Raw genomic sequence first — 25725 nt, forward strand, 5'->3', positions numbered from 1 at the left:
CGATTTCGCTCATTTTTTTTGGATTGAATGTGAAGAGAAAACTCTCTTTTTTATGAAATATAGAATTGCAAAGATAAAGATGCCACCTAAAACAAGAACGGTGTAGCGGGAGTACTGATTTAACACAAGAGCAATCGTTTCCCAATTGTCTCCTAAAGCCCGCCCTAACATGACTAATACAATGTTCCAAATTAATGTCCCTAATGTCGTCAGCATTAAAAAGCGAGGTAATTTCATTTGGGCAGAACCAGCAGGGATAGAAATTAAACTACGAATCAAGGGAATAAACCGGCAAAAGAAAACTGTTTTTGCGCCACGTTTCAAAAACCACTGTTCAGCTTTTTTGATGTCTCCTTTTTTTAGACGTAAAACGGGCCCAAGTTTTCCCGAAATTAAAAGCTCAAGGCGCTCGACATGAAGCATGCGCCCGATAAAATAAAGGATTAATGCACCCAAAACAGAGCCAATAGTGGAAGCGATAATCATTCCAAAAAGATTTAACTGGGTATAAGTCGTCATGAATCCTCCGAAAGTTAAAATGACTTCTGAGGGGATAGGGGGGAAAATATTTTCAATCATGATGAGAAAAGCGACACCGAAGTAGCCAAATTGATTCATGATTTGAACGATCATTTCTTGCATGTTCTCTCCTTTTACTGGATGGGGTTAAAAAAATAGGCTTTGTCAGTGGCAAGGTCTATTTTTATGTTTCTTTTATTTTACCTCAAAGAGCTTAAGATAAACATAATTTTACTTATTCAGCAGCGAGTGCTTCGATGGTATTTAATTTGGCAGCCCGACCACTTGGTGCAAGACTTGCAAATAATGCAATCAACACAGCGATAATGACTGCAAAAATGATATTTCCAACCGAAATTTGAACGATGCTTGCGCCATCAAGGAATCCAGATAGAGCGCTGTTGATCCCCCATTCTCCAATAAACGCAGCAACGATAGCAATTACAGCAGAAGCCACACCAAGAATCAAACTTTCAAATGTGAACAAGCGTGAAATATCTTTTCGACGTCCCCCTAATGCTCGAATCACACCAATTTCTTTTGTCCGCTCCGCAACTGACATATATGTCGTAACAACAATCATAAAGATGGAGACAATTAATGAAATTCCTGCAATAGCAGCTAAGACGTAGGATACGATATTCGTGATGTTTGTCAAAGTATCCAAAATCGTTCCTAAATTGAAGGTTGCAAAAGCTTTTGTTCCGTTAATTTTGAGCTCTTGAATGGCTGTTGCGACAGTTTTCACGTGATCAACTTTATCCACGCTGACCACGGCATATGTAGCACCAGTTGCAGCTCCAGCACTTGAGAGTGCTGATTTTAATGTATCATAAGTGACCAGAACAGAAGTTCCGTCAGATGCCCCAGTACCAGCGGTAGATGGATTTTTTAGAATGCCAGAAACTTTGAATGCCTTTGTGACTTGCACAGTGCTATTTGCTGCTGTTTTTGCTGAGAACGTCAGTGTGAGCGTTTCGCCAATGACAGCTTTGTAATCACTGTTAAGACTTTTAGCTTCTTTTTGGTAAATTGCAATTTCACCATCACTTGGTTTGTGTCCAGCAACATAATCATCATTGATATTAGACGCATTGTAGGTTGTGATGGTAAATAATCCTGCTTTTGATTGATCTTTGTACTTAAGTGTAGTAAGACCACTCAAGTCATAAGTTGGTTCAACTTTTGTGACATTTTTTGTGTCTTTCAATTGATCTAAATGCGTTTGATCTAATAAATTGGCAGGTTGACCAATTCCTTGTTGAGATTGACGAAGGGCCTCGTTATTATTGATTTTATTATCTGTCGTGGTTCGTTTAAAAACGGTAATAATGTTAGGATTGACATTAGAAGTAATCATGTGATTCATGTATTTCGTCGCTCCATTCCCTAAACCAAGAAAGAAAATGACAGAAAATAATCCGATTGCAGTCCCAATCGCAATTAATAAATTAATTTTCCACGCATTTGTGAAGTGCTTAAAGGCTGTTTTGAAGGTATCAGAAAAAGATAATGCTTTTGATTTGACGCGTTCATGCTCAATCACAGGATAAGCGGGCTTAATACGCTCATCACCAATAATTTGACCATCTGCAAGTCGAATGATACGAGTGCCGTATTCTGCTACTTCTTGGGAGTGAGTTACCACAATAACGGTCTTTCCAGATTGAGCAATGTCACGCAGTAAAGCCAATACTTCTTTTGTATTTTGACTATCAAGTGCGCCGGTTGGCTCATCGGCAAGGATAATTTCAGGATCAGAAGCCAAAGCACGGGCGATTGCGACACGTTGTTTTTGACCACCAGAGAGCTGGCTAGGTTTCTTCTTGCGATGTTCGTAAAGTCCGACTTGTTTGGTGAGTTCAAGGGCTCTTTTTTGACGTTCTTTTTCAGATAAATCCGTCATTTTCAAACTAATCATGATGTTATCAAGCACAGATAAATAACTGACTAGGTTGAAGGATTGGAAGATAAAACCAATGGTATCACGACGATAAGCGTCCATTGCTTTTTCTTTTTTTGTTCTTTGAACAATCCCATCTACAATGACATCACCCTCATATTCCCGATCAAGCCCACCAATAATATTCATCAGCGTGGATTTACCACCGCCAGATTCCCCAAGTAAACTAACAAAGTCACCACGCTCGAAGTCTAAATCAATGCCTTTGAGAACAGGAAATTCTTCTTTTCCGAGGAAATAGGATTTTTTAATGTTTTTTAATTCTAATACTGTCATAAAATTCTTTCTAAATTTAGCTTCATAAAAATGAAGAAACAATTGCGTACCACATTAGAATAACATAAAAACCTTAAGTGTTTTTTAAGACTTAAGGCTGATTTTAGTGTTTTTCATTCATTAAAAAATCTAAAACGTTCATTCCAGAGCTGGTTTTTGATTTGTAAAGTTCTGTAAATCCGCATTGTGCACAAGAAATCGTGATAAATTTTTTATGCTGAACATTAAAAAGTTTTGAAAATTCGCCACCTGTGGATTGAAAATGATCTTGTTCAAAGTGATGATTTCCGCACTTGATACAACTGTATTGCCGCTCATAGCCGTTCATGTCAAATCCTCCTTAAAATTGCTTTCTTTTGTTTCTATTATACATTAATTCATGACAAAAATTGAATCATATCCATTTTTCATGTTAAAAAATACAGGAATGTGATTTTTTAAAAAATAATTTGATATAATGGAGTTCACATGAATTTTTAATAATGAAAGAAGAAAATGATGGGATATACAGTAAATTTTAAAACAGTTGAAACAAAAGGATTAGAGCAATCCCCTGTTGCGCAGGCACTAGCAGGACTGAGGGCAAATGAGGCGCGCTATTTTTGGAACAAATACAAAATCGAATATGTTGTCAAGCCGGCAAGCGAGCGAAAAAGTGAAGTGGATTGGTTAGAAAAATTATTAAAAGAAGAACGTGATTTGATCTTTTCTTCAAAAATTTTAGAGGTTTTTGTTTATGAAGATGAAACGCTTTACTGGCCAGAATTTTATTTTGAGGATGGTTTAGTCATCAATGTACTTTATGAGAAACAAGCAAGTACGCCAGGGAAAAAACCAAAGCGGGCTGTTGGATTGAAACTCTCTGAGGGGATGGAAATTCCAAAAGCATTAGAAGGTAAATTTAAGTTTGCACGTCAAAAATCAAAATTAGCTGGAGAAATTCGTGGCAGTTTCTTTGTTTTGAAGCAAGAATGGCACTAAAAGAGTAAAATCAAGGGTAATTTTTAAGAGCTATTGAGTGATTGAAAAAAATTTTTGTCAGATGTGAAACGATCGCGTCAGGATTTGCTTGATTTTTTTGGTATAATAGAAGGTGCACAAATAGAAAGTGTCAAGTACGCTGAATTTTTTGAACGTGCGAAATAAAATCAAACGTTCTTCTTACTTGTCCCTTTTTTGAGTAATTTGTGCTTACATTTTGATATAAAACAGATCAGACATGGAGGTGTGATTTTGAAGACAGAAGTCCGCGAGAAGTTGCGCGTGGCCTTATTGATGGCTTTATCAGCAGGATTTATTGATGGGTTTACTTTTTTTCATTATGATGGTCGATTTGCTGGAGCACAGACAGGAAATGTGATTCAAGCAGGTATTTCACTTGCGCAAGGGAAATTTAATCAGTTTTGGGATTTTGCGATTCCCATCTTCTTTTTCGTGGCAGGTGTGATGTTTAAAGTGTTCTACGCTCATTATTTGATGAAGCGAAGAAAATTTGATGCCCTTTATTTATTGAGTATTCAGCTGATTGGAATGACAGTATTTACAGTGATGTACGCAACTTTTTTGAATTTGCCAAATTCTGTTTTTGTTGGAATTGTTTCATTTTTTATGGCCATTCAATTTGACACATTTAATCGCGCACATGGTCTTGGTTATACTTCTGTTTTTACAACAGGAAACATCAAAAACTTTTCAGTGAATTTAGCACAATGGATTTTGACAAAACGAACTGAAAATCTTCATGTTGTTCGTGTCCTTGGTGCCATTATTCCGACATTTTTTGTTGGTGCATTTTTGGCAACAATTCTAGGAAAATATTTCGGTGCTTGGACACTGATGGGAGCTTGTATCCTTTATTTCCTTGTGTTTTTGATTTATCGGACAGAAAAAATTTAATGATAAAAAGAGCGCTGTCAGTACTGACAGCGTTTTGAAATCTGGTGTTTTTACTACAAAGGGCTTAAAAAAATTTCTGTCAGTACTGACAAAAATTTTTAAGTAGATTAAACCAGTCAAAAGGATCAAAAAACTGACGATTCAAATGGAATATAATAAAAATAACTTTTTCTTTTTAGTCTCTTTTGACCCTATTTGTGTGACATCTTGGTATAATGAAAGAAAGAATAAAGGAGGAAATCGGATGAAATTAACAGCACTTGGGGTATGGGGAGGCTATCCAACGAGAGACGCAGGGACGACGAGCTATCTGTTACAAAGTGAGTCAGGGTATAACTTACTTTTGGACTGTGGCTCAAGAGCAGTGACAGAGCTTGAGCATGAGCTGCAGCCGACACAGCTTGATGCCGTGATTTTGTCACATTATCATGAAGATCATATCGCTGATCTTGGAGCGCTTCGACAGTATCGGCAGCTCTTTCCTCTTGGAGAAGCTGGATGGGATGGCATGATTTTACCAATCTATGGGCATGCTGAAAACGAATATGAATTTTCAAAATTAACGCTTGAGCATGTCACTCAAGGTCATGCTTATGATACTGAAAATGGATTAAATCTTGGCCCGTTTGAAATTAGTTTTTTAAAAACAGTTCATCCAGTCACGAATTTTGCCATGCGTATTTTTGAGAAAAAAACAGGTCAAACCATTGTTTATACTGGCGATACAGGTTATTTTGATGCGTTAATTGATTTTTCAAAGCATGCGACGATTTTGCTCGCTGACGTTTATTTCTTCAAAGAAAAATCCAAAATGCCTAATCACTTATCCTCCGTTGAAGCAGGTGAAATTGCACAGCGTGCGGGCGTAAAAAAGCTTATTTTGACACATCTCCCACAATTTGGAGATTTAAACCTTTTGCAAAAAGAAGCACAAGATGCTGCAGGTTCTGTCAGTGTTGATCTGGCTTACCCTCACGAAAAATGGCAGTTGTAAGTGATGACAGAAGAAAAAATTGTATTGACACCAGCTGAAAAAGAATTTTTCATGAATGAAGCACTGATTGAAGCTAAAAAAGCCGCTGATAACGAAGAAGTTCCAATCGGATGTGTTCTTGTCAGTGCTGACAAAAAAATAATTGCTCGTGCATTCAATCGTAGAGAACTCGATCAGCGCTCAACGCATCATGCAGAGATTTGTGTGATTGATCAAGCTAATGCGCGCATCGGAAATTGGCGGCTCACAGACTGCGCGCTTTTTGTCACAATTGAACCTTGTGTGATGTGCGCTGGTGCGATTGGATTAGCAAGAATTCCACAAGTCTATTTTGGCGCAAGTAACCCAAAATTTGGCGGCACAGTCAGTCTTTATCAGATTCTCACTGATGAGCGACTAAACCATCGCGTCCAAGTAGAATCAGGGATTTTAGAGGAAAAATGCGCAGAAATTATGCAGACTTTTTTCAGAAATCGCCGCAAAAAGTGACGCAAAAAGTTGAAATACCAAAAAATTATGATATAATAATGATGGAGCAATAAGTCCCTTACGAAGCGTGTCAGGACCTGACGGTAGCAGCACTAAGTATGTGGCTTATGTGCTCTTTTTTTACAAATTCCTTTTCAAACCAGCTCTTCTAAAGTTCCAAAATGAGCAATCAAGAATAAATATTGAGTAAGAATTAAATTGGATATTATTTGAAGTACAAAAATTTTTTTGAATTTCAAAAAAGATGTTGACGTTTTCATTTTTTTGTGGTAAGATGAAGATATCTTAAATAGTGGCATGTTACTGTTAAGTCAGGCATAACCGAATTGAATTGAAAGATGTTTTTCTTTCTCTTTAATTCGGTTTTTTTATTTTTAACATGTAAAATAATTAAAGGAGATTGTACAATGGATGTACAAAAATTGGCAAAAGAAATACTAGAGTTAGTCGGTGGTAACGCTAATGTTTCTCACTTAGAACATTGCTCGACAAGGTTGAGATTTACGCTCATTGATGATTCTAAAGCAAATTTAGAGGCATTAAAAAAAACACCAGGAGTACTTGGAGCAGTCCAAAATGTTCAAACTCAAATTATTATTGGAAACTCGGTCGTGGAAGTGTATAATGAAGTTGACAAATTACTTGAAAATGATTTAGTGAATACTTTGGAAACAAATGCTAAAAAAATAAAATTATCAACACGATTATTAGATTTTATTGTTAGTATTTTTCAACCCCTTATTCCTGCTATTGCTGGAGGAGGAATATTAAAATCGTTTCTCATGTTGGCAGCATTATTAGGTTTATTAGATAAAACAACTCAAACCTATCAAATATTATTTTTTATTGGGGATGCACCGCTACGATTTTTACCATTATTAGTGGCAATGACGACCGCAAAAAAACTCAAGGTAAATCAACTTGTTGCAGTCTCAGCAGTTTCAGCTCTTTTAACTCCAGATTTAACCATGATGTTGACGAAAGGAGCACATTTATTTGGACAATCCTTAATCAATGTTAATTATGCTTATCAAGTATTTCCCGCAATTTTAACGGTAATTTGTTATGCTCAATTAGAAAAAGGTTTTACAAAAATTGTTCCAAAAGTAGTTCGAACGTTCTTTGTTCCGATGTTTAGTTTGGTGATTGTTGTACCATTGACTTTATTCATTTTAGGTCCTATCGGATTTACATTTGGACAAGGATTTGCTTCAGTGATTATGTTTATGTTTGAAAAATTTGGATGGATTGCTGTTGCGATATTAGCGACTCTCCTTCCATTTATGGTTGTTACCGGAATGCACAAAGCCATGATCCCGTACGTGATCACATCACTTGGACAAACTGGGAAAGAAATCATTTATAATGCTGCCTCACTAGCACACAATATCTCTGAAGCAGGAGCAACGTTTGCAGTAGCATTAAGAACAAAAAATAAAGAGCTACGCTCCACAGCCATTTCTGCTGGGATTTCGTCTCTATTTGGAATTACTGAACCAGCATTATATGGAGTGACAATTCTAAATAAACGTGTTTTATATGGCGTGATGATAGGGAGTTTTGTTGGTGGGGGATCGCTTGGGTTAATGGCTGTTGAAGCCTACGTAGCCGTAGGCCCAGGTCTTGCAACGCTATCAATGTTTATTTCTGAAAAATTACCAAACAACTTACTTCATGCGGTGATTGGATTAGTTATTTCATTTTTTGTCTCATTTATTGCCACAGTCATCTTATGGAAAGAACCAGATAATGAAGAGAACATTAAAAATTTAAAAGCAACAGTATTAAAAACACCAGTAGAAGGTAAAGTTCTTCCACTTGAAAACGTTAATGATGATGTTTTTTCCGCAAAAATACTTGGAGACGGTGTTGCAATAATTCCTGATAAAGGTGAAATTTATTCTCCTAGCGATGCGACTGTAACAATGGTTTATGCAACGAAACACGCTATTGGATTAAAAACAGATGATGGACAAGAAATATTAATTCATATTGGCATTGATACAGTAAATTTAAAAGGAAAATACTTTGATGTTCATGTAAAAGAAGGACAAAAAGTAAAAAGTGGAGAGCTTCTCATTACTTTTGATATTGAAAAAATTCAATCAGAAGGTTTTGACCCAACCACAATTATGGTCTTAACACAACCTAAAGCTGCTAAAATTGTTGTAACTGAATCAAATTATGTTTCTCAATTTGAGCAACTCATTACATTATAAGATGGAGGATTAACATGTCAGGATTTAAAAAGGATTTTCTCTGGGGAGGTGCATTAGCTGCAAATCAAATAGAGGGTGCGTGGAACGAAGGAGGAAAAGGGTTATCAGTTGCAGATGTGGCCATGTTTAAATCTAACTTAGATATAAATGATTACGCTGGACATAATTTGGTCACAAGTAAAATGATAGAAGATGCGGTAAAAACAAAAGATGCAAAAGATTATCCTAAACGAAGAGGAATCGACTTTTATCATAGATACAAAGAAGATATTGCACTCTTTTCGGAAATGGGGTTTAAAACATTACGTCTTTCAATCGCTTGGTCAAGGTTATTTCCAACTGGAAAAGAAGAAGTTCCGAATCAAAAAGGAATCGATTATTATAAAAAAATATTCGAAAGTTTGAAAGAAAAGAACATCGTCCCAATCGTAACCTTATCACACTACGAAATGCCATTACAATTGAGTATAGAGTATAATGGATGGGTTGATCGAAAGCTTATTGATTTCTTTGTGAAGTATTCAAAAGTATGTTTTGAAGAATTTGGTTCGTATGTCAAATATTGGTTGACGTTCAATGAGATTGATAGTGTCAGTCGGCACCCATTTATCACAGCGGGAATTGTCGAAGATCAATGTGAGCATTATACTTTAGATGAAGCAATCTATCAAGCGCTTCATCATCAATACGTAGCAGCTGCTAAGGTAACAAAAATGTGTCATGAAATGATTCCAGAGAGTAAAATGGGTTGTATGCTAACAAAATTGACCACTTATCCAAACACCTGCCATCCCGAAGACGTTCTTTTGTCTTTGGAAAGAAATTTAGACAATTATGCGCATGCAGATATTCAAATTTTTGGGAAATATCCAGATTTATATCTAAGAAAGTTAAAAAATAATAACATTCAAATTAAAGTAGCTCCAGAAGATGATGAAATTTTATTGCAAGGAAGATCAGATTATCTTGCATTCAGTTACTATATGTCGAGAACAGAATCAGCGGATCCAAATAAAGAAAAATCGGCTGGCAATACAATAATGAGTGTCAAAAATCCATATTTAGCATCTACAGAATGGGGATGGCAGATTGATCCAGTAGGCTTAAGAATTTCCTTGATTGAATTATATGATCGCTATCAGATTCCCTTAATTATTGTGGAAAATGGGTTGGGTGCGGTGGATACTTTAGATAAAAATAATAAAATCCACGATCATTATCGCATCAATTACCTTAGGGCACACATACAAGAGATGAAAAAAGCGATTGATATGGGGGTGGATCTCTTTGGATACACTAGCTGGGCACCAATTGACTCCATCAGTGTTTCTACCTCTCAAATGAGTAAACGGTATGGTTTTGTTTATGTTGATCAAGATGATTTTGGCAACGGAAATCAGCAAAGATATAAAAAGGATTCTTTTTACTGGTATAAAAAAGTAATCGAAACAAGTGGAGATGACCTAGCTTAGGAGTTGATTTTGATAAAAATTAAAAAATTAATGAATTCAAATGCAGTACTCGCCGTTGATGATGAAGGGAGTGAGTATATTCTTTTAGGAAAAGGAATAGGATACGGTAAAAAAATAGGCAGTGTCATTGAAGAAAATACTGTAAATCAAAGATTTATTCCGCTAAAAAATTCAAACCTTAAAGAGTATATGAGCATTCTGGAAGCAATTCCTCCTGAGCTTTTAGAAATTACTCGGAAAATAGTTTCAATAGCAGAGCAAGAACTTGAAAAACCATTAAATCCGAGTGTCTATTTTATGTTGGGAGATCATTTAAATTTTGCGATTGAACGTTTGAAAAATAATATTTTTGTAACTAATCGAGTTTTTTGGGAAATAAAAAATTATTATCCAAAAGAATTTAAGATTGGAGAATATTCACTAAAACTTTTAAAAAAAGAATTTGGCTTATTTTTACCAAAGGAGGAGGCAGCGAATATCGCTTTTCATATCATCAATGCGCAAAACTCAGATGAAAACCAAGCAGATGGTATGAATTATGCTAAGTTAATTTCTTCAGTAAATAATCTGATTAGATACAGTGTTCACGGGGAGCTAGACACAGAAAGCATTAATTATCAGCGTTTTATTTCTCATTTGAAGTTTTTCGCTGAAAGATTTTTTAACGGAAATCTTTTGAGTGAAGAAAATAATCAATTATTTGAACAAATTACCCTTATGTATCCTAAAGCAACGGAAATTTCTTTTTTGATAAAGGATCATTTAGAAACCATCTATTCAAAAAAGATTACTATGGATGAAATTACGTATCTCGCGATTCATATTAATCGTTTGTTAAATAGTCAAAAAATAGATGGTTTTAATAAATAATTTCTAAGTTAGCCAGGAGCTGTATCCGTCAGTGCTGGTGTGAAACTCACTGCTCTAGCACTGACGGATACTATGCAGCAATCAAAGCCAATTAAAAAACAGTTATGCAGGTTTTCGTAAAGTGAAAATCAAAATCAGTATTTTTCATTTCACAAGCAAAAAAATCTCATATCAAAAACCTGATTTCATCAAAAAATCAGGTTTTTTTCATCAAAATATATCATATGTGATATTTGTTTTTGTAAATTTCAACTTCATTTTTCATGATGTCAGCTAATTTAAAGCATCCCAATGTTTCAAAAGCGGCAATACACCTTTGGACTTTCTCTAATCGTTCAGGATTTTGTGGCGTCTCGCAAAATTGAAGTAATGCGCTGTGATATTCTAATCCAGCACGATCATAAAGATTTAAGTCAGAGCTGATATGTGTTTCCAAATAATTCAACCAGCCCTGAACAGGAGAAAAATGCTCGGTTTCAATAAAGTGACTGATTGTATTTAATAAAGCCAAATTAATTTCTTGTTGTGTTCGTTTGGAGACAATATTTTGATGTTTTGGATAAATCATTTGATTTACTAATGCTCTAGCTTGTACATCACTAAAAATCTCAGTGGTATTTGAAAATAACCACGCTTCATAAAAACTCCATTCCTTTATTCCACTCAAATAATTTACTAAAAATTGAATTTCATTTTTTGAGATTTGATAGTTGGGATTAAGACGATGGAGTGCCGCTTTAATATCAATCACATTGAGTTGATAACGTTGATTTTCTAAGTGCTTCGATTGTTTTTCTATCGCTTCTTTCAGTAAATATTCTAGTTTAGACGTATTTTTATTCCAAAACGCTTGACCGACTTGTCGATTGAAAAAAATATTTTCATGATGGAGAAGTGCGATTTCAGAGCGTGTCCGTTCATATTCTTCTACTGAAATGTTGATGGAATCAAGTAAGAAAAAGAGCTTTTCTACTGAAATCATTGATTTTCCAGCTTCGAATTTTAAAAGTTGTGGATAAGAGATGTGCTCACCCGCTAAAGCTTTTGCTTCAATATTTTTTGATTGACGCAGTCTTTTCAGCGCAAGTCCAAAGGATTGATCCATCTGTTTTGTTCCTCTCATATCTGATATTTTTTGATCTCATTTTTATTGAATCTCCGAGTGACATGTATTATTATACCACTATCAACAGCAGTTGAAAAAATTTATAAATAAATGAGGAACATCATGAAAAAAATTGAAAAACAGGTGGATTTTATAAGCGAACTTGAAAAGTTAAAAATTGTGACAAGACATAATAAAACGTTAGACGATAGATTTGAAAATAGTGCGGAGCATTCGTGGCAAAGTGCAATCACAGCAGTTATTTTAGAAGAATATTTTCCGATAACACTAGATATGGAAAAAGTAATGAAAATGTTACTTATCCATGATTTAGGGGAAATTTATGCAGGAGATACTTGGCTTTATGATGACAAAGGAAAAAAATACGCGCATGAAAAAGAATACTCTTCAATTCACAAAAGTTTAGGAATACTTCCTCAAAAACAAGCGCAAGTTTTGCAACAATTATGGTTAGAATTTGAAACTGGAAATAGCCCAGAAGCAAGATATGGACGGGTGATAGATGCGTTAATTCCACTGATTAATCATTTAGTGATATCGAAAAAAAATTATAATCCAGATCAATTAAGTACGGAAATGGTTTTAAAAAAGAAAAAATTTATCGAGAATGAATCTCAAGAGTTGTGGAATCTTGTCTTAAAACTTATCGCATTAAGTGTCAAAAAGGGAATTTATAAATAAGAGAGGAACATCATGAAAAAAATTGAAAAGAAAAATGCAAGTGTATTGATCACAAGCAGTAGTATTTCAAGAGCAGGGGATATTTTATTTGATTATGCGAGTAATACTTTTTTAGCGAGCATTAATCGTCATTCACTGATGCTTGTGGGAATTTATCAAACACTAGAAAATATGATCAGTGTTATCTTCAATCTTTTTGGAGGTGTGATTGCTGATCGTTTTCGAAGAAAACGGATCTTAATTCTCACTGACTTTTTCAGTGGATTGACCTGTTTAGTGGCGGCACTCATCAATGTGAGTCACATCTTAATTTTTGCCATCATTGGTGGCACTGTTGTTTTATCGTTGTTGAGTTCATTTTCAAATCCAGCTTATAAAGCGATCACTAAAGAAAGTGTTGAAAAAGAGACAATCGCAGAACTTAATTCCAATTTGCAAACGGCAAGTATGATTATGAAAATCTTTATTCCACTTGTTTCTGTAGGAATTTATCATATTATTGGGATTCATGGAGCGCTTGCTTTAGATGCTGTGTCATTCTTTATTTCTGCAAGCATTGTTTTGCTTATTTCTCCCATCATTGAAGAAGTAAAAATGCGTGAAAAATTTTCATTTTCGTTAATTTTTAAAGATCTTGCGAGTGGTTTTACTTATCTTTTTCACAAGAAGCGTATTTTTATTTTGATTATTTTAGCTGCTTTTGTCAATTTTTTTCTTGCTGCTTATAATCTTCTTTTGCCTTTTGGAAATCAAATGTTTCCAAAAATTATAGGAAATATTTATGGAAGTTATCTCACAGCAGAAGCAGTAGGCGGAATTATTGGTGCAGTCATCAGTGGAAAAATCAATAAAAAAATGGATGTGAATCAACTCATGTTGTATCTTGGAATTTCAGGAATTTCACTCGGATTAGCTCCAGTGTTTTATCACATTTATCCGACACTATATCTCCTTGTCCTTTCTCCTGCACTTTTTAATCTTTTTTTAGCACTTTTTAATATTCAATTTTTTTCTTTTGTTCAAAGAGAAGTTGAGAGTGAATTTTTGGGACGCGTTTTTGGGATTATTTTTACAGTGGCTATTTTATTTATGCCTCTTGGAACACTCCTTTTTACACTACTTTTAACGCCAAGCTTTGAATATAATTTTCTTTTTGTTGGCATGGGAATATTAATTTTATCCATTTTGTTTACAAAAATATACCAGAAGTATGCTTAAATTTTACAATCATACAAAAGAAGGTTTGAAAAATCAGTAAAATTAAGGTAAAATAGTATTATCTATTTGGAATTAAAGAAAGGCTCTTCATGTCGTATTCAAATTTGAAGTTGTTTGCACTCTCTTCTAACAAAGAACTGGCCCAAAAAGTAGCTAGAGAAATTGGAATTGAGTTAGGAAAAGCGACCATTAGAACATATTCTGATGGCGAAACGGAAATACATATTGATGAAAGTGTCCGCGGAGAGCATGTCTTCGTCCTTCAATCAACCAGTGCTCCAGTAAATGAAAATTTAATGGAACTCTTGATTATGATGGATACTTTGCGTCGCGCAAGTGCTGCCTCAATCAATATCGTAATGCCTTATTATGGCTACGCTCGCCAAGATCGTAAAGCAAGAGCACGTGAACCCATTACGTCTAAACTTGTTGCAAATATGGTTCAAATTGCTGGAGCTGATCGCTTAATTACATTTGATCTTCACGCACCGCAAATTCAGGGATTCTTTAATATTCCAGTGGATCATTTGATGGGATCTCCATTGATTGCGGATTACTTTAAGCGCAATTTTGTTGCTGCTGGAGATGATGTTGTCGTGGTTTCACCAGACCACGGTGGAGTTGGACGTGCTCGGAAATTAGCTTCATTTTTAAAAACACCACTTGCCATTATTGACAAACGTCGTCCACGGGCAAATGTTGCTGAAATTATGAATATTATCGGGGACGTGAAAGGCAAAAAATGTATCTTGATTGATGATATGATTGATACAGCTGGAACGATCACATTAGCAGCAAACGCACTCAAAGCGTTGGGGGCAACAGAAGTTTATGCTTCATGTACACATGCTGTATTGTCTGGCCCAGCAATCGAAAGAATTGAGAAGTCAGCGATTACAAAGTTGGTTGTTCTTGATACGATTGAAATCCCTAAAGCGCGCAAAAGCGATAAAATTGTGCAACTTTCAATTGCTAATTTACTTGCGGATGCAATCATTCGGATTCATGAAAAACGTCCGTTGTCTCCTTTATACGAACTTCGTCGTCCATCAGAGAACATTTAATCACTGATGAGAAAACAAAAAAGTCCATTCAAGCGACCGTTGGTCGCTTTTTTAAAAAAATGAAAACTAATGAAATTTTAAAGATTCAAGAACTCTATGAAAATGTAGATCAAAACCTTCTTAATGAACGAGAAAAAAAGCTATTAAAACTATTAAATATGGATCAAACACGGGCGTTATTTGATGAATTAAAAGATGGAAAATATCGGATCATTCAATTTAAAACGGCTTCTTTTGAAGAACTCGCGCAGAGTTTGAAAATGATCCTTCCAGAGCTTGAACAGATTGATTTTAATCAGCATTTTGTTATTGAGCGATGGTCTAATGAAACGCTGAGTAAATCAGAGCTTTTTGATGTGTTTCAAACATTATCTCAAGATATGGGAATTATGATTTCTGCTTTTGTCGGAATTTTTGTAGAGCAAGAAGAATTGGGAGCACTTTTTGAAGAAGAGCGCGCGGCGTTTTCTGAGAATAAAACGTTCAGTGAATATTTATTTTCAACAGTGCTTTCCTTATCAAAAAGTCAAACGTTACATCAACTTAAAATCCAATTGCATGAGCATCCAGAAGATCAATTGATTGTTAAAAGTCTTTATGAAACTTCTGGAAATCAGGCTGCGGCTGCTAAACTCTTATTTGTTCATCGAAACACTTTGCTCAATAAAATTAAAAAATTTGAGAAGTTTTATGGTTTAGAACTCAGTGGTAGTGATCTTGTTTTGGCATATCACTTGTTGTAAGTTTGTAAGAATTACTGGAAATCACAGCTTTTTTTGTTATAATATTATTATCGAAATAATCAGAAAATTAAAGGATAAAAAATGGAATATAATCATCAAGAAATTGAAGCCAAATGGCAAAAATTTTGGGCGGAAAATGATACTTTTCGCACTCAATCAGATAAAAATCGTCCTAAATTCTATGCGCTCGACATGTTTCCTTATCCATCAGGTGCTGGACTTCACGTGGGGCATCCAGAAGGATACACTGCAACCGATATTTTGAGCCGTTATAAACGTGCAAAAGGATTTAATGTCCTTCATCCAATGGGATGGGATGCGTTTGGACTGCCTGCTGAAAATTATGCGATGTCAACTGGACATGATCCTGCCGATTTCACAGCGGAAAATATTGCAAATTTTAAACGTCAAATCAATAGTTTAGGTTTTTCTTATGACTGGGATCGAGAAGTCAACACAACGGATCCAAAATTTTATAAATGGACGCAATGGATCTTTACGAAAATGTATGAAAAAGGCTTAGCTTATGAGGCACAAGTCCCTGTCAACTGGGTTGAAGAGCTTGGGACAGCAATCGCAAATGAAGAAGTCCTTCCAGATGGCACCTCTGAGCGTGGAGGATATCCTGTCGTTCGTAAGCCAATGCGGCAATGGATTTTGAAAATCACAGCGTACGCAGAGCGATTGCTTGCCGATTTAGATGAGTTGGATTGGCCTGAGTCTATCAAAGAAATGCAACGCAATTGGATTGGAAAATCGACGGGTGCAGATGTGCGCTTTAAAGTGGTGGATTCGGATCATACGTTTGAGGTTTTTACAACGCGACCTGATACGCTTTTTGGAGCGACGTACTGTGTTTTGGCTCCTGAGCATGCGTTGGTTGATGCGATAACACGTCCTGAGCAAAAAGAAGCTGTCGCAGAGTATAAACATCAGGCGAGTCTAAAATCTGATCTTGCCCGGACAGATTTGGCCAAAGAAAAAACAGGTGTTTTTACGGGTGCTTATGCAATTAATCCTGTAAATGGAAAACCAATTCCGATTTGGATTGCCGATTATGTATTAGCGAGCTATGGACATGGTGCAATTATGGCTGTTCCTGCTCATGATGAGCGAGATTGGGAATTTGCAAAAGTTTTTGGTCTTGACATCATTCCTGTTTTGGAGGGTGGAGATGTTACTGTTGCAGCTTTTACTGAGGACGGTAGTCACATAAATTCCGAGTTTTTGGATGGCTTAGATAAAGAAAACGGCATTGCTAAAATGCTTGAATGGCTTGAAGAGCATCAGGTTGGGGCAAAAAAAATCACCTATAAATTGCGCGATTGGCTCTTTAGTCGTCAGCGCTATTGGGGAGAACCAATTCCGATTATACATTGGGAAGATGGGACTTCAACGGCAGTCCCTGAGCAAGAATTACCTTTAATTCTACCTGTAACTTCTGATATTAAACCTTCAGGAACGGGAGAATCTCCTTTAGCAAATTTGACCGATTGGCTTGAAGTTACTCGTTTTGATGGTGTCAAAGGACGGCGTGAAACGAATACGATGCCTCAATGGGCAGGCTCTTCTTGGTACTATTTGCGATATATTGATCCGCATAATGATCAGGCACTTGCAGATCCTGAATTATTAAAACAATGGCTTCCTGTTGATATTTATGTTGGTGGAGCTGAACATGCAGTGCTGCACTTACTTTATGCGCGTTTTTGGCATAAATTCCTCTATGATTTGGGAATTGTTCCTACAAAAGAACCTTTCCAAAAATTATTTAATCAAGGGATGATTTTAGGGACTTCTTATCGGGATGCGCGTGGGGCGCTCGTTGCAACGGATAAAGTTGAAAAACGCGATGGTGGATTCTTTAATATTGAAACTGGAGAAGCGTTAGAGCAAGCACCTGCTAAAATGTCTAAATCACTAAAAAACGTGGTTAATCCTGATGATGTGGTGAAGCGATACGGAGCAGATACATTACGCGTTTATGAAATGTTCATGGGGCCACTTGATGCAAGTATTGCTTGGTCAGAAGAAGGACTTGAAGGAGCACGTAAGTTTTTGGACCGTGTGGTGCGGTTGATTAGTTCTGATAAAGTCGTTGATACAAATGATAAATCATTGGATAAAGTCTATCACGAAACAGTAAAAAATGTGACGGAACGTCTGGATGGAATGCTCTTTAATACGGCAATTTCACAGTTGATGATTTTTGTGAATGCTGCAAATAAAGTGGATACGTTACCTCGTGACTATGCAAAAGGATTTGTTCAATTGCTAGCACCATTTGCTCCTCATATTGCTGAAGAACTTTGGGTGAGTTTAGGGCAAGAAGCAGGGATTTCTTATGTGGCTTGGCCAGAATTTGATGCCAGCAAATTAATCGAGTCTGAAGTGGAAATTGTTGTCCAAATCAATGGAAAATTAAAAACAAAGGTGAAAGTTTCTAAAGATTTGTCACGTGAAGCATTGGCTGAGCTTGGACAAGAAGTGGTGAAAAAACATTTGACTGGAAATGTTGTGAAAGTCATCGCAGTCCCGAATAAACTGGTTAATATTGTGATGAAATAAAATAGAAATGATCCAAGATGACGTTTGGATCATTTTTTGATTGTGTTCAGTTCTTTTGTGATGAAAAAGTGCTGAGAAAAAGTGACAAAACTGATCACGATTTCACAATTTAATTCTGTCAGTACTGACAGAAATTTTTGATACAATAAAAAGGAGATGTGGAGGAGAAAATGGCGTTTTTTAAAACAAATGATGGGGTGGATATTCATTATCACACTTATGGTAAACAAGAAAATCAAGCGATCGTTTTAATCAGCGGCTATTCAGCAAGTGAGGTGACGTGGATTTGTCAAATCGAAGCATTGATGAATGCGGGATTTTTTGTCATTACTTACGATCATCGTGCGCACGGACGTTCTCAAAAAGTCAATTATGGATTGAGTTTGTCACGATTGGCGATGGATCTTCATCAGTTAATTGAGCATCTAAAATTGGAAAGTCCTGTTCTTTTGGGACATTCAATGGGAGCTGCGACAATCATGGCTTATGAGGAATTATTTACTGATCGTGCGATTTTACTTGTAATCACTGAAGACCAAGGACCAACATTTTTAAAACATCCAGATTGGTTGGATGGAAAAGAAGGGCGGTCATTTCATGAACTGGAAGGATTTATGCTGGAATTTCCTCGAATGAAATTAACAGAAAAGCAGCTGTCAGACGATCTTAAACGAGAACTTGGGAAAAATATGTATCCTTTTAATTTCAAAACTTACCAAGAATTGTTATTCAATGTAATCGTGCAAGATTGGAGAAGTACGATTGCTCAAGAATCAAAACCCCACTTGTTTCTTTCTGGAGGAAAGTCTCCGATTTTTTCTCCCGCATCAGCAAAAGCTGCGCGTGCACTGTCGCATCATCCAGCATCACAATGGATTGAATTTGAAGGGTGTGGTCATATTTTACATCTCGAGGATGCTGATAAATTTAATCAAACAGTCATTAATTTTATTCATGAAAATCAAAAAAACTGAGAAATTCTCAGTTTTTTGTTGCTTTTATTGAAGCTGCGTTGCATTTACTGTGACGTCTGATTTTCTATAATCAACGATTTCGATATTTGGAGCGATTAATTCTCCTGAACCCATGATTTCAATCAAAGGCCCATTCATCCGAATTTTCATGTCCTGATCCAGATACATTTTTGCCCAAGAATAGTAATAAATTGGGCCAAAATTTGACGGAATACTGGCGTCAAAGAAAGCGGGAATTTTTCCTTTATTTACGGCAACGATGCGATAGCGCGTGATTCCACAGCAGTCTTGGGAAATACTTTTTCGGCTCAAAGTATGGTTGAAATCTAATACAAAATCAGCAGCTTCATTTTCTGTCAGTACTGACAGACGTTTTTTGACGTGATCATCAAATGTAATGTTCATTTTTCTACCTCTAATTTCATTCTATCAGAGCTGACAAAAAAGTGCGAGTGCTTTGTTTATGAGAAAAATCTAATTATATTTTAATTAACTACTTATATTGTTTGGCGATTAATTAAAAAATTGTTAAAATGGAATAAAGTAAAGAAAGGAGGTGCTCAATGAGAACAAAACATATCGAAAATATCGAACAAGAGCATCCACACACAACAGAAACGAGTCATAGTCCAGCGATTGAAAGTGCCATTTTGAAATTGGTCGTTGATAGTTATATTCATGGGGCGCAAACTTGTCAGCTCCACGATGGAAAAGTATTAGGCGTGAGTATTCATCAAGGCGAAGCAGACAATATCCATCTCTTCATTGATGATTGTCATAAACTCACCGTTGAAGTGAAAAACGGCAACAGTCGTCTGTCAATTTTGACAAATAATCAACCAGAAGATATTGATTATGTGCTTCCGTTTACAAAATGTCTTGGATTATCACACGTCGCAGTGATGAAATCTTTTGATGAGGAATAACGTTAAGTAATGAAAAAAATTTCACAAAGTGAAAATAGAAATTGAAATCAAAACGAACGTGCTGTTTAGGGAACACTTCTTTTTTGAAAAATTAAAAATTGATTTTCTCATGAAAAGTTCATGAAAAACTTAGAAAGTTTGTGAAAAAATAGAAGAATATTTCACATATTATTTTGTTCACAAAAACTTTACAAAGAACTTTAAAAAAGTTATAATGAAAGTTGAATTATTATTATTTATAACTTATTAGGAGAAACATCTCAATGTCTAAGAAGAAAATCGTAGTCCTTGGGGCTGGTTTCGCTGGGGTTTCGGCAACTCGTCAACTTTCAAAAACGTTGAAAGACGAAGCTGAGATCACTCTGATTGACCGTCACAGCTACCAAACAAGCATGACACAACTTCATGAAGTTGCAGCAGGTCGTGTGCCATTTACAAATGCGCAATATGATCTTCAAAAATTACTTGGAAAACGTAAAAACGTTAGTCTTGTTACAGATTCCGTTGTAAAATTGGATAAAGAAGGCAAAAAAGTCATTACGAAAAATGGCGTATATGACTATGATTACGTTCTTGTAGCGATTGGTGGAGAACCAAATGATTTTGGTGTTCCTGGCGTGAAAGAATTTGGATTTACACTTTGGTCAATGGATGATGCGTTAAAAATCAAACGTCAATTGGAGCGGATGCTTCAAATGGCGTCTGTTGAAACAGATGATGAAAAACGTAAAGCCATGTTGACTTTTAATATTGCTGGATCAGGATTCACTGGAATCGAAATGGTCGGTGAATTGATTGATTGGCGTAAAAAAGCTGCGCGCGATTGGAAACTTGATGAAAGTGAAATCACGCTCAATGTCGTTGAAATGATGCCAACCATCTTGAACACTTTGGATCGTAAGCAAGCAGATAAAGCGCATGCTTATCTTGAAAAGAAAAATGTTCACATTCTCACGAATCACGGAATTACTGCAGCAACACAGGATCATATCGTTGTTTCAGTCGGTGCTCGTGGAGAGGATCACGTTGAAAAACAAATTCCATCTTATACATTAATCTGGACAACAGGGGTTCAAGGCAACACAGAAGCTCAAGCTTCAGAATTAACTGAAACAGAGCGTGGTCATCGTTTGCTTGCCAATGATTATATGGAAGCAGTTGGTTTTGAAGGTAAAGGAATCTATGTTGCTGGTGACGTTTCTGGTCACATGACTGATGGACGTCCTCAGCCACAAATCGTTGAAGCTGCTGAACAAACAGGTCATACTGCAGCAGCAAATATCATCGCTGAGATTAAAGGTGGAGAAAAACACAAATTTGTTGGGAAATATCAAGGAACAATGGTTTCGGTTGGCTCTCAATGGGGTGTTGCTGTTATTGGAAAAACACGGTTGACTGGTTTTTGGGCAATGGCCATGAAGAACTTTATTTACGTGCTTTATACTTTGCAACTTCGGTCTGCTTACTACTGTTTTACCTACATCAAAAATGAAATTTTCCATACAGAAGATGAACGGAATTTGTTCCGCGGTCATGCTTCACGCCGTGGAAATGTGCTTTGGCTTTTCCCACTTCGGATTTTCTTTGGCTTGGCTTGGTTGCTTGATGCCGTTCCAAAAATCTTTGGAAATGCTAGCCAAAGTTGGATGGGAAGTTCGCTTAAAATTTCAACATTCTTGAAAGATAATGGCGGATGGCTCCAAACCCCTGCAGAACTCAAAGCGGCAGCCGCTCATACAGCTTCTAAAGCCGCAGATGCAGCAACAGGAGCGAGTGCGGCAGTACATACAGATTCTACCAACGTTTCTGTACAACAGGCTGTTGCTGCGCTTGCTAAACACGGAATTAACATCACGAACATTAATCCAGCCAAAGGCATTACTTATGAATATGGAACAGTTCCAGCACCAATCACAAATGGGGTACCTCACTGGATGCAATCCATCATGAAAATTTTCATGCCAAATACTGAAACAGGATACAATATCGCTTTGTTCTTACAAAAAGTGATGTCATTTGTAGAGTTAGGCCTTGCACTTTGTTTGATTTTTGGTGCATTTACTTTCATCGCTTCAGCAGGGACAGCGGTACTCACTGTTATGTTTGCAACAACAGGAATGTTGACATGGGTTTCACTGTGGTATATTCCAGTAGCTATTGCATTGATGGCAGGATCTGGTCGTGCCATTGGTATTGACAAATGGCTTCAACCTTGGCTTCAAAAAGTCTTAGGAAAAGCGTGGTATGGTAAATCTAAGTCGATTTATAAGGAACGTTAATTAAAAATACTCACTTCGGTGAGTTTTTTTATTTAGATGAAAAATATGTTATAATTTTTAAAGAAAAAAATTTTTAATAAAATAAAAGTAAAAAGGAGTGATAAAGAATGGAAAACTTAAGGTATCGGAGTGTTTTTGATATTATCGGTCCGGTAATGATCGGTCCTTCAAGTTCACATACCGCTGGCGCCGCACGCATTGGAAAAATTGTGCGCTCGATTTTTGGAACATTACCAGAAAAGTTGGAAATTCATTTATATGAATCCTTTGCTAAAACTTATCGTGGACATGGAACGGACGTTGCGCTTGTTGCGGGGGTTTTGGGAATGGATACAGATGATAAAAATTTACCAGATGCGCCAAGAATCGCTTTTGAACAAGGGATGGAAGTGAGTTATGTTCCTCATCCACAAGAAAAAGCAGCACATCCAAACACAGCACGCTTGGTGTGTAAAAAGGGGAATCAAACAATGACTGTGACGGGGATTTCCATTGGTGGTGGAATGATTAAAGTGACGGAGTTAAATGGATTTGATATTTCATTATCTGCTGGGCAGCCTACTTTTGTGATTATTCACGAAGATGTCCCAGGAATGATTGCAAAAGTCTCAAGTGTTTTATCTGAGCATGAAATTAATATTGCAAAAATGAATGTCACTAGGGCAGCTAAAGGAGAGAAGGCCATTATGATTCTTGAGGTAGATACTCCAAATATTGATGAAGCATTAGCGGAAATGAGGAGTATTCCACGGTTGCATGCGGTGAATTTCTTTAATTAAAAAATGAAGGGGGCGGTTGATGTTTACAAATGTGAAGAGTTTGATTGAAGAATCAAAAAAATATCCTTCTGTTGCAGAAATGATGATTGAAATTGAAATTGAGCAAACAGGAAGAAGTGAAATTCAAATCAGAAACTTGATGGAGCGAAATTTAGAAACAATGCTTAATTCGATTTCTGAGGGGTTAAAGGGGAAAAAATCGACTACTGGGCTTACTGGTGGGGATGGTTTGTTGATGGATGAGTACATCAAATCCGAAAAAGGATTATCTGGGGATATTATTTTGGGCGCTGCTCGTGATGCTGTCGCGGTCAATGAGGTCAATGCGCAGATGGGATTAATCTGTGCAACACCAACAGCGGGCTCTGCAGGATGCTTACCTGGGGTTTTAACAGCAGCCACAAAAAAACTCGGATTGACACGAAAAGAACAGCTTGATTTTTTGTTTTGTGGTGGTGCGTTTGGACTTGCTATCGCAAATAATGCGACGATTTCTGGAGCTGAAGGAGGGTGTCAAGCAGAAGTTGGCTCTGCATCAGCAATGGCTTCAGCTGCACTTGTTTTAGCTGCGGGAGGATCAGTGGAACAGGCGGGAGTTGCAGTGGCGCTGACACTTCAAAATATGTTGGGATTGATTTGCGATCCTGTTGCGGGATTGGTTGAAATTCCGTGTGTTCATCGCAATGCAATGGGGGCTTCCCAAGCAATGATTTCAGCGGATATGGCACTTGCTGGAGTGAAAACAGTGATTCCTGTGGATGAGGTGATTACTTGCATGTACAATGTGGGTCGAAATTTGCCTGCTGCGTTTAGAGAGACGGCAGAAGGTGGACTGGCGCAAACCCCTACGGGGAAAAAAGTGATGGCTGAGGTTTTTGGAGAAAATTAAAGGCAAAAAGCCTTTTTTATTTGATCAAAATATTACGAATTGTGTACAAAATGATGTCATTTCGATTTTAATGTAATAAAATCTGACATGGATTGGGACAAAATCGAGCGATAGGTGTTATAATATCTAACATTAAGAAAAAGGAGAATTTTATGAATACAGGTTCAATTGCATTTATTCTGATTTGCTCAGCTTTAGTGCTGCTAATGACACCAGCCCTTGCCTTCTTCTATGGTGGATTAGTTCGTAGAAAGAATGTTTTAAACATGATTATGATGGTGCTCGCGCCAATGGCAATCGCTTCTATCCTTTGGGTTGTTTTGGGTTTTACGATGTCATTTTCAGGATCGGGAAGTTTTGTTGGGAATTTTAATCATTTGTTTATGAATGGTGTGGATATGGCGAAAAATACGCTTTTTCCAGCGAATCAAATTCCTGATGGTTTATTTAGCGGATTTCAAATGATGTTTTCCATTATTACAGTTGCCTTAATAACAGGATCGGTTGCTGGAAGAATGAGATTTACACCCTTACTTATTTTCATGGCGCTTTGGCTGATTTTAGTTTATTATCCTTTAGCTCACATGGTTTGGGGAGGTGGATTGTTGGCGAAAATGCACGCGATTGATTTTGCTGGTGGAGATGTCGTCCATATTTCAAGTGGGGTGACGGGCTTGGTGCTCGCACTGGTTGTTGGAAAAAGAAGAGGATTTCGTGCGTTAGAATATCGGCCACATAATATCCCGTTTGTTGTTTTAGGTGCTGGATTACTTTGGTTTGGATGGTTTGGATTCAATGCTGGCTCTGCGCTTGCTGCAAATGGTGTGGCCATCAATGCTTTTATGACGACGAATACGGCTGCTGCTGCTGCGATGCTTTCTTGGATGTTGATTGAAAAGATTATGATTGGAAAACCTTCGGTGGTTGGTACGTGTTCTGGTGCTGTGGTTGGACTTGTTGCAATCACTCCGGGTGCTGGTTTTGTCTCACTTTGGGGATCCATTATTATTGGTTTACTTGTCAGTCCAGTGAGTTATTTCATGATGTCTGTTGTGAAGCGTAAATTGGGTTATGATGATGCGTTAGATGCTTTTGGATGTCACGGGATTGGTGGAATATTTGGAGGAATTATGACAGGGATATTCACCACACCTGCATTTGCGCTTGAAAAAGGGTATTCTGGATTAATTTATGGTTCTGGAAAATTACTTTTGGCAAATGTTTCAGCGATTGTCATTACAATTGTCTTTACAAGTGTTGTGAGTTTTGTGATCATTAAAGTGATTGCATTGTTTATGCCAATTCGTGTGACAGATCGTGAAGAAGCGATTGGGTTGGATGATAGTGAGCACAATGAAACAGCTTATCCAACGTTCTTAGGCTTGGATGCGTAAGGAGAAAAAAATGAAAAAAATTGAAGCGATTATTCGGACAGAAAAATTGGAAGATTTGAAATTAGCGCTCGAAGAACATGATTTTACAAATGGAATGACGGTCTCACAAGTCTTGGGATATGGGAAACAAAAAGGATTTACAGAATACGTTCGTGGTCAAAAAGTAAAAACAGCGTTGCTTGCAAAAATAAAAGTGGAATTAGTTTGTGTTGATTTGGATGTGGATAGATTAGTTTCTATTATTGTTGAAGCGGTACAGACGGGTGAAGTTGGAGATGGGAAAATCTTTGTACAGCCTGTTGAGCGTGTGATGCGGATCCGAACAGGCGAAGAAGATGTCGATGCACTATAAAAAATAAAACTTAGCAAAAAGCTAAGTTTTATTT

24 protein-coding genes and 1 other RNA gene are annotated in these 25725 nt (G+C 36.8%); 20 read left to right on the forward strand and 5 right to left on the reverse strand.

Translation table 11 applies throughout. From position 1 onward, the window contains the following. Nucleotides 1–9: 9 nt before the first annotated feature. From GHI93_RS05480 to GHI93_RS05490, 3 genes are all read right to left on the reverse strand, one after another. Entirely contained in the window at nt 10–642 is a 633-nt protein-coding gene (locus GHI93_RS05480) for a DedA family protein (protein ID WP_153496065.1), read from the reverse strand. Nucleotides 643–754: 112 nt separating this feature from the next. Next, nucleotides 755–2758 (reverse strand): ABC transporter ATP-binding protein/permease, encoded by a 2004-nt coding sequence (locus tag GHI93_RS05485; protein WP_153496066.1) that lies wholly within the window; start codon nt 2756–2758, stop codon nt 755–757. A gap of 103 nt (nt 2759–2861) precedes the next feature. Next, nucleotides 2862–3086: a zinc ribbon domain-containing protein gene (locus GHI93_RS05490; RefSeq protein ID WP_153496067.1), complete on the reverse strand. Its 225-nt coding sequence runs from the start codon at nt 3084–3086 to the stop codon at nt 2862–2864. A gap of 170 nt (nt 3087–3256) precedes the next feature. Here GHI93_RS05490 and GHI93_RS05495 point away from each other — a divergent pair, with 170 nt between their 5' ends. The 8 genes from GHI93_RS05495 to GHI93_RS05530 all read left to right on the forward strand — a co-directional run bounded on the left by GHI93_RS05495 (nt 3257) and on the right by GHI93_RS05530 (nt 10698). Next, nucleotides 3257–3739 (forward strand): phage tail protein, encoded by a 483-nt coding sequence (locus GHI93_RS05495; RefSeq protein ID WP_153496068.1) that lies wholly within the window; start codon nt 3257–3259, stop codon nt 3737–3739. A 246-nt stretch (nt 3740–3985) separates the two neighbouring features. Continuing rightward, nucleotides 3986–4654, forward strand: coding sequence for a YoaK family protein (locus GHI93_RS05500; protein WP_343030317.1), 669 nt, complete (start codon nt 3986–3988; stop codon nt 4652–4654). Nucleotides 4655–4898: 244 nt separating this feature from the next. Continuing rightward, complete coding sequence (locus tag GHI93_RS05505) at nt 4899–5648, forward strand: MBL fold metallo-hydrolase (RefSeq protein WP_153496070.1); 750 nt, start codon at nt 4899–4901, stop codon at nt 5646–5648. A gap of 3 nt (nt 5649–5651) precedes the next feature. Then, nucleotides 5652–6137 (forward strand): tRNA adenosine(34) deaminase TadA, encoded by a 486-nt coding sequence (gene tadA / locus GHI93_RS05510; protein WP_153496071.1) that lies wholly within the window; start codon nt 5652–5654, stop codon nt 6135–6137. A gap of 33 nt (nt 6138–6170) precedes the next feature. Next, nucleotides 6171–6266: signal recognition particle sRNA small type (gene ffs, locus GHI93_RS05515), an RNA gene on the forward strand. A gap of 278 nt (nt 6267–6544) precedes the next feature. Further along, entirely contained in the window at nt 6545–8356 is a 1812-nt protein-coding gene (locus GHI93_RS05520; protein WP_153496072.1) for a beta-glucoside-specific PTS transporter subunit IIABC, read from the forward strand. Nucleotides 8357–8370: 14 nt separating this feature from the next. Continuing rightward, nucleotides 8371–9828 carry a glycoside hydrolase family 1 protein gene (locus GHI93_RS05525; protein WP_153496073.1) on the forward strand — a complete coding sequence of 486 codons (1458 nt, stop codon included), beginning with the start codon at nt 8371–8373 and terminating at the stop codon, nt 9826–9828. A 9-nt stretch (nt 9829–9837) separates the two neighbouring features. Then, entirely contained in the window at nt 9838–10698 is an 861-nt protein-coding gene (locus GHI93_RS05530) for a PRD domain-containing protein (RefSeq protein WP_246177038.1), read from the forward strand. 220 nt (nt 10699–10918) lie between these two features. On the opposite strand, the gene GHI93_RS05535 is transcribed toward GHI93_RS05530, so the two are convergent. Continuing rightward, on the reverse strand, nt 10919–11803 hold the full coding sequence (locus GHI93_RS05535) for an Rgg/GadR/MutR family transcriptional regulator (RefSeq protein ID WP_170272397.1): 885 nt from the start codon (nt 11801–11803) through the stop codon (nt 10919–10921). A 123-nt stretch (nt 11804–11926) separates the two neighbouring features. Here GHI93_RS05535 and GHI93_RS05540 point away from each other — a divergent pair, with 123 nt between their 5' ends. The 6 genes from GHI93_RS05540 (at nt 11927) to GHI93_RS05565 (ending at nt 19072) form a co-directional block, all read left to right on the forward strand. Then, the gene (locus GHI93_RS05540) at nt 11927–12505 is read left to right on the forward strand and encodes an HD domain-containing protein (RefSeq protein WP_153496075.1); all 579 of its coding nucleotides are present in this window, start codon (nt 11927–11929) and stop codon (nt 12503–12505) included. A gap of 12 nt (nt 12506–12517) precedes the next feature. After that, nucleotides 12518–13723, forward strand: coding sequence for an MFS transporter (locus GHI93_RS05545; RefSeq protein ID WP_153496076.1), 1206 nt, complete (start codon nt 12518–12520; stop codon nt 13721–13723). Between the two features lie 89 nt (nt 13724–13812). Then, entirely contained in the window at nt 13813–14787 is a 975-nt protein-coding gene (locus GHI93_RS05550; protein WP_153496077.1) for a ribose-phosphate diphosphokinase, read from the forward strand. Nucleotides 14788–14846: 59 nt separating this feature from the next. After that, nucleotides 14847–15530, forward strand: a complete 684-nt coding sequence (locus GHI93_RS05555) for a helix-turn-helix domain-containing protein (protein WP_153496078.1) — start codon at nt 14847–14849, stop codon at nt 15528–15530. Between the two features lie 81 nt (nt 15531–15611). Then, nucleotides 15612–18098 carry a leucine--tRNA ligase gene (leuS, locus tag GHI93_RS05560; protein WP_153496079.1) on the forward strand — a complete coding sequence of 829 codons (2487 nt, stop codon included), beginning with the start codon at nt 15612–15614 and terminating at the stop codon, nt 18096–18098. 170 nt (nt 18099–18268) lie between these two features. Then, the gene (locus GHI93_RS05565; RefSeq protein ID WP_153496080.1) at nt 18269–19072 is read left to right on the forward strand and encodes an alpha/beta fold hydrolase; all 804 of its coding nucleotides are present in this window, start codon (nt 18269–18271) and stop codon (nt 19070–19072) included. A 24-nt stretch (nt 19073–19096) separates the two neighbouring features. Here the strand turns inward: GHI93_RS05565 and GHI93_RS05570 are convergent, their stop codons facing one another. After that, complete coding sequence (locus GHI93_RS05570; protein ID WP_153496081.1) at nt 19097–19477, reverse strand: iron-sulfur cluster biosynthesis family protein; 381 nt, start codon at nt 19475–19477, stop codon at nt 19097–19099. A gap of 158 nt (nt 19478–19635) precedes the next feature. Between GHI93_RS05570 and GHI93_RS05575 the strand changes: the two genes are divergently transcribed. The 6 genes from GHI93_RS05575 to GHI93_RS05600 all read left to right on the forward strand — a co-directional run bounded on the left by GHI93_RS05575 (nt 19636) and on the right by GHI93_RS05600 (nt 25691). Next, on the forward strand, nt 19636–19998 hold the full coding sequence (locus GHI93_RS05575; protein ID WP_153496082.1) for a hypothetical protein: 363 nt from the start codon (nt 19636–19638) through the stop codon (nt 19996–19998). A 263-nt stretch (nt 19999–20261) separates the two neighbouring features. Beyond that, the gene (locus GHI93_RS05580) at nt 20262–22277 is read left to right on the forward strand and encodes an NAD(P)/FAD-dependent oxidoreductase (RefSeq protein ID WP_153496083.1); all 2016 of its coding nucleotides are present in this window, start codon (nt 20262–20264) and stop codon (nt 22275–22277) included. A 107-nt stretch (nt 22278–22384) separates the two neighbouring features. Beyond that, entirely contained in the window at nt 22385–23056 is a 672-nt protein-coding gene (gene sdaAB, locus GHI93_RS05585; protein WP_153496084.1) for an L-serine ammonia-lyase, iron-sulfur-dependent subunit beta, read from the forward strand. 19 nt (nt 23057–23075) lie between these two features. Then, complete coding sequence (gene sdaAA, locus GHI93_RS05590) at nt 23076–23945, forward strand: L-serine ammonia-lyase, iron-sulfur-dependent, subunit alpha (protein WP_153496085.1); 870 nt, start codon at nt 23076–23078, stop codon at nt 23943–23945. Nucleotides 23946–24097: 152 nt separating this feature from the next. Then, nucleotides 24098–25339: an ammonium transporter gene (locus GHI93_RS05595; protein ID WP_153496086.1), complete on the forward strand. Its 1242-nt coding sequence runs from the start codon at nt 24098–24100 to the stop codon at nt 25337–25339. Nucleotides 25340–25349: 10 nt separating this feature from the next. Beyond that, on the forward strand, nt 25350–25691 hold the full coding sequence (locus tag GHI93_RS05600; RefSeq protein ID WP_153496087.1) for a P-II family nitrogen regulator: 342 nt from the start codon (nt 25350–25352) through the stop codon (nt 25689–25691). Nucleotides 25692–25725 lie beyond the last annotated feature (34 nt).

The sequence above is a fragment of the Lactococcus hircilactis genome (assembly GCF_009601015.1).
Lineage (GTDB): Bacteria > Bacillota > Bacilli > Lactobacillales > Streptococcaceae > Lactococcus > Lactococcus hircilactis.

Bases quoted from the DNA above. Each gene is read 5' to 3' on its own strand.
- GHI93_RS05480 (WP_153496065.1), bottom strand. From the start codon at position 642: ATGCAAGAAATGATCGTTCAAATCATGAATCAATTTGGCTACTTCGGT.
- GHI93_RS05485 (WP_153496066.1), bottom strand. From the start codon at position 2,758: ATGACAGTATTAGAATTAAAAAACATTAAAAAATCCTATTTCCTCGGA.
- GHI93_RS05490 (WP_153496067.1), bottom strand. From the start codon at position 3,086: ATGAACGGCTATGAGCGGCAATACAGTTGTATCAAGTGCGGAAATCAT.
- GHI93_RS05495 (WP_153496068.1), top strand. From the start codon at position 3,257: ATGGGATATACAGTAAATTTTAAAACAGTTGAAACAAAAGGATTAGAG.
- GHI93_RS05505 (WP_153496070.1), top strand. From the start codon at position 4,899: ATGAAATTAACAGCACTTGGGGTATGGGGAGGCTATCCAACGAGAGAC.
- tadA (WP_153496071.1), top strand. From the start codon at position 5,652: ATGACAGAAGAAAAAATTGTATTGACACCAGCTGAAAAAGAATTTTTC.
- GHI93_RS05520 (WP_153496072.1), top strand. From the start codon at position 6,545: ATGGATGTACAAAAATTGGCAAAAGAAATACTAGAGTTAGTCGGTGGT.
- GHI93_RS05525 (WP_153496073.1), top strand. From the start codon at position 8,371: ATGTCAGGATTTAAAAAGGATTTTCTCTGGGGAGGTGCATTAGCTGCA.
- GHI93_RS05535 (WP_170272397.1), bottom strand. From the start codon at position 11,803: ATGGATCAATCCTTTGGACTTGCGCTGAAAAGACTGCGTCAATCAAAA.
- GHI93_RS05540 (WP_153496075.1), top strand. From the start codon at position 11,927: ATGAAAAAAATTGAAAAACAGGTGGATTTTATAAGCGAACTTGAAAAG.
- GHI93_RS05545 (WP_153496076.1), top strand. From the start codon at position 12,518: ATGAAAAAAATTGAAAAGAAAAATGCAAGTGTATTGATCACAAGCAGT.
- GHI93_RS05550 (WP_153496077.1), top strand. From the start codon at position 13,813: ATGTCGTATTCAAATTTGAAGTTGTTTGCACTCTCTTCTAACAAAGAA.
- GHI93_RS05555 (WP_153496078.1), top strand. From the start codon at position 14,847: ATGAAAACTAATGAAATTTTAAAGATTCAAGAACTCTATGAAAATGTA.
- leuS (WP_153496079.1), top strand. From the start codon at position 15,612: ATGGAATATAATCATCAAGAAATTGAAGCCAAATGGCAAAAATTTTGG.
- GHI93_RS05565 (WP_153496080.1), top strand. From the start codon at position 18,269: ATGGCGTTTTTTAAAACAAATGATGGGGTGGATATTCATTATCACACT.
- GHI93_RS05570 (WP_153496081.1), bottom strand. From the start codon at position 19,477: ATGAACATTACATTTGATGATCACGTCAAAAAACGTCTGTCAGTACTG.
- GHI93_RS05575 (WP_153496082.1), top strand. From the start codon at position 19,636: ATGAGAACAAAACATATCGAAAATATCGAACAAGAGCATCCACACACA.
- GHI93_RS05580 (WP_153496083.1), top strand. From the start codon at position 20,262: ATGTCTAAGAAGAAAATCGTAGTCCTTGGGGCTGGTTTCGCTGGGGTT.
- sdaAB (WP_153496084.1), top strand. From the start codon at position 22,385: ATGGAAAACTTAAGGTATCGGAGTGTTTTTGATATTATCGGTCCGGTA.
- sdaAA (WP_153496085.1), top strand. From the start codon at position 23,076: ATGTTTACAAATGTGAAGAGTTTGATTGAAGAATCAAAAAAATATCCT.
- GHI93_RS05595 (WP_153496086.1), top strand. From the start codon at position 24,098: ATGAATACAGGTTCAATTGCATTTATTCTGATTTGCTCAGCTTTAGTG.
- GHI93_RS05600 (WP_153496087.1), top strand. From the start codon at position 25,350: ATGAAAAAAATTGAAGCGATTATTCGGACAGAAAAATTGGAAGATTTG.